The sequence below is a fragment of the Pseudomonas sp. P4_C3 genome (assembly GCF_056402075.1).
In genome coordinates, this window is sequence record NZ_JBFUIC010000681.1 from 1 (window position 1) to 1,002 (window position 1,002).

Annotated in this window: 1 protein-coding gene; it reads right to left on the reverse strand. The window is 59.3% G+C overall.

Annotated elements, in window-relative coordinates:
* Nucleotides 1-841 (reverse strand): YeeE/YedE thiosulfate transporter family protein (locus AC1DVH_RS31740; protein ID WP_477757110.1); only part of this gene is annotated, 841 nt, incomplete at its 3' end.
* Between the last annotated feature and the right edge of the window lie 161 nt (nt 842-1,002).

Genomic DNA, 1,002 nt, shown 5'->3' on the forward strand with positions numbered 1-1,002 from the left:
CCCCCACCCAGGTCAGCGTCGGAAACACCAACAAAATCTGCGAGTCATTCCCACCCAGCATCATCGACGCACCGGTCCCCATCAACACGCCCGCGAGCCAATGCCTGCCCGCTGTCATCGCTGCAAACCGCTGATAGTTGAACGTGCGGCGATGCAACGTGTAACAGAGCATGCCCAGCATCAGCATGGCGAACACCGTCACACGCTGGGTGGTCAATGGTGTGTCGCCTGGGCTCCAGAACCTTTGCGAGAGATCGTAGAAGAATACGCTGGGCGTCCACAGCGGTTCGAAGGTGTAGAGGGCACTGGTCAACGCCCCCAGCAGCAGGCTCGACAGCACCAGGTGTTTGTCGCCGTGAATCCGGATCAGGAACAGCAAAATCAGCAACACGATGCCAATGACCAGCCAGTAATGACGGCTGGTGATCATCGGCATTTGCAGCGCCCGGTGTTCGGTCAGCATGTTCAGGTGATGCCACAGCACGATGCCCAGCACCCAGCCGAGGATGGTGAAGGCCTTGTTGAGGTTGCCGCTGGCGAGCTTGGTGAGGGTGCCGACACTGCATCCGTCGTTGAGCACCGACGCGAGGCCGAACAACAACCCGCCACCGACCAGTGACAGATAGCCGACCTCAGGGATGAACAGCGGTTGACTGACACCAGACAAAGCGTAGAACGGAGCGAGCAACAGACCGAACAGACCGCAACTGACCAGCGACACGAACAGGGTCGGCCGGCGTTTGAGCAGCAGCCCCATGGCATTGACCAGGCACATGCCCATGCGCTGGGACACCCAGCCAATGAGGAACGCCAGCAGCAGTGAAACCGGCAATGAAAACACGGGGCTCCCTGTTTCCGGGTGATGGCGTCGAGTCGATGCCTGACAGACAGATTAGTCGCTGCGCAAACACTTCGGATGAACCCGCAAAGCCCTTCTACACTCATTTCGCAATCGCCCTATAACCCTGTCGAATAGGCCTCCATGACCACCCTCACCGACCG